General features: G+C 42.5%; 3 protein-coding genes and 1 pseudogene. 2 read left to right on the top strand and 2 right to left on the bottom strand.

The features are described from left to right. Both AAC083_RS08380 and AAC083_RS08385 read right to left on the bottom strand, forming a co-directional pair. On the bottom strand, positions 1 to 184 hold a 184-nt coding region (locus tag AAC083_RS08380), incomplete at its 3' end, for a transposase family protein (RefSeq protein WP_146181620.1). A 242-nt stretch (positions 185 to 426) separates the two neighbouring features. After that, complete coding sequence (locus AAC083_RS08385) at positions 427 to 1,155, bottom strand: ankyrin repeat domain-containing protein (protein WP_108536306.1); 729 nt, start codon at positions 1,153 to 1,155, stop codon at positions 427 to 429. Positions 1,156 to 1,371: 216 nt separating this feature from the next. On the opposite strand from AAC083_RS08385, the pseudogene AAC083_RS08390 reads away from it, so the two are divergent. Beyond that, positions 1,372 to 1,824, top strand: a pseudogene (locus tag AAC083_RS08390) (transposase); the annotation flags it as partial. Between the two features lie 319 nt (positions 1,825 to 2,143). Continuing rightward, on the top strand, positions 2,144 to 2,871 hold a 728-nt coding region (locus AAC083_RS08395), incomplete at its 3' end, for a hypothetical protein (protein WP_146181621.1).

Below are 2,871 nucleotides of genomic sequence, written 5' to 3' on the forward strand. Positions count from 1 at the left end.
TGGATTGAAACCAAGGAAGATGAACCTCACCGAAATCTTCAATATCTTCCCAGCCGTCTGCACCGCCGATCACAGCGCAGACGGTGAGAAACAGGACATCGTAGAAGGGATAATAAATCTTGGCATGCTGGCGAGGGTCGGGAATATCATCGAAAAACTGAGCAAAAACAGCATCAATAGACATGAAGGCACGCCTGAAAACGGAGCATAAGATCACAGCGGGATCGCAGGGGCAAACCTGTTTTTATTGGTCAAAAAACGTTCGCTATTTTGCCCTGGGATCCGGCCTAGGGCTTGATGACCAACAGTACGAAGAATAGGCTCTATCGCATTTAACTTTTAACCGATTTAATTACCGCACTGAAAATCGATTATTGCGACAGAGCCCTATCGAGGCAGAATAATATTTTGGAGTTTTAATACTGTTTAATTACAGCTTGACTTGCCCGTTTTATGATTGATGGCCCCTTTTTCTATCAGCAGGTTTGCCACATCGGTAAAGCCATGTTCGCACGCACCGCTGAGAGGACTCGCGTTAATTTTAGGGTTTTCATTAATCGCCACGACGTTCAAATCCGGGTTGAATTGTAGAATATACTTTACCGTATCAAGTCTACCATCTACTGCAGCGATCATAAATAATGTTTCACCGTCTTTTTCTTTGGCATCCCAGTCAACTTCATTCTTTAAACGCTCATGCAGATATTTAACAACCTCTACATTATTCCCCATGACAGCAGATTTAACAGTATTGTAGACATCGGCTTTATCTGTGGCGCGAATATCGGCACCTTGTTCCGTCAGATATTTTACTATATCCAAATAGCCGATGAACGCAGCCCAGCCTAACGCGGTTTGCCCCAAGGAAGCTTCGTCTTTTGCCTCAAGATTTTGCCCCGCTTCGACCATTTTTTTAATCGTGGCCAAATCACCTTGTTTAACCGCATCAAACCAGGCTGCATCTGGACCAGCAGAGGGTTTTTCATAGAAAATACGGTGCGATAGCAACTTGGGGTTGGCAATTTCCTGCATTTCTGCGTAGCTATATCTGAATTTTGATAAATCCACAGCTCCTTTATTTTCTTGGGCATGTAGATTAAATGAGCCAGAAGCAATAATACCTGCGAGCAGTACCGTTTTTGTTAATTTAATCATTTTGTTTACCTTAGGTTGTGGTAATTTAAAGAACAACCTTAGATCATTTTTTACTGGTAATACAACCAATTATATTGACAGTGACATTCAAAGAAATTGAACATGAAAAAGCACCATAAATCGTAACGTTTTCGGAATACCTACAAGAGAACCGAACAAGTCCCTGATGTGACATCATCAGTCCCAATTAGCATCAGGGGATAAGGTTCAATATGAATCACCTTCGCAGATAGCGAGTTCAATGGTAAACGCCACAAAATCCGCAAAGAGATATGTTTGGCTCGCATGGACGCCCTGCTCCCATGGCCAGCATGTTCGGTCTCATCGAACCTATCTGCCCCAAAACGGGCAACGGTCGTCGTCCCTGTCCACTCGACACCATGCTGCGCATGCAGCAGTGGTACAACCCCAGCGACGCCGTCAACCAGTGGTTTTTTAAAGCTGGCATCATGATGACACAAGGCATGCTGGTCGATGCCACCATCATCGATGGCCCCTGGCTCCACCAAAAACAAGCGTGGAGAGCGTGACCCCGAGATACACCAGACCACCAAAGGCAATCAGTGGTATGTCGGTATGAAGGCCCATATCGGCGTCGATGCCAAAAGTGGGCTGACCCACAGTCTGGAAACCACGCCTGCCAACCCCAACAAAATCAAGGGCCATGGGAATCCTGTGCCCGATCAGTGCGATTTGTTGAGCCAGCGCATAAAATCAGTCATTACTGACACTTGCATCACTTTTTGACTGGTGCGACCAGATTCGATTGGCTTATCATTTCCGTCCGGTGCCTATTCATCTGTGATGGGCTGCTGCCCTCGCTGGTCAATGGAGCATATTGGAATGCTGTAATAGATAAGCAGTACTACAGGTAGGTTTTATGGGGAAAACCTTAAAAGGGTGTTCGTCATAAATCATCACGCCGGTATATACGTGATGAGTATTTATATTGGCTACAACATTTTAATATCATGGAGAGATATAAGACATGCTAACATTTAAAACACAATTTCCTATAAATAATGAAAAATGCACTAATGATGTTATTGAGGCAGGGCGTGTTTGGCTAGCCAAAAGCCCACATTCGACATTAGCAGAGTTAATGCAAGATAAATTAGAAATAGACAATGAGCTTACACTTGCATCAACAAATGAATCTATAACTTTTAACATCTTAAAGAATGATTATGATTTAAGTGCATTTCGCCATGAAAACATAGATGTTAATGGTGTAAGATGGGTTACGGAAGTTGTTAGTTACAAAGAGAAGGATAACTTCTGGATATCAGTTCAACTGAGTGTTGATTCTGAATTGCCTGTTGAGAGAGTAGACCAAGGAAAAAGACCCCATATATTAAAAGTAATAATGAGAGATATTGGTGGAGGGATTGATGGAAAACTACAAGTATTGGACACTCCACATTATTTAAATGACGATGATATTAGTTTGGCTGCTGATTTAATCACTGCTAATGCCAATTGTAGTATGCCTATCGTTTATGTCAGTGCAAATAATGATAATTCATCCCATATTGATCCTGTTCAATTATCACAATGGCTATCAGGTATGGCTCATGTTGTAGTTGAACCAACTAGATCTTTTTCTTTTGAATTAATGGATGAAGTGTGCAATGAAAATGCCTATGGTGGTGCGGTTGCTATATACTGGCCAGATGGAATTGGTAAATGGTTGTTTTTGCCCCATGGGAGTTATTC

The organism is Aeromonas sp. HMWF014, assembly GCF_963878295.1.
Taxonomy (GTDB): domain Bacteria; phylum Pseudomonadota; class Gammaproteobacteria; order Enterobacterales; family Aeromonadaceae; genus Aeromonas; species Aeromonas popoffii.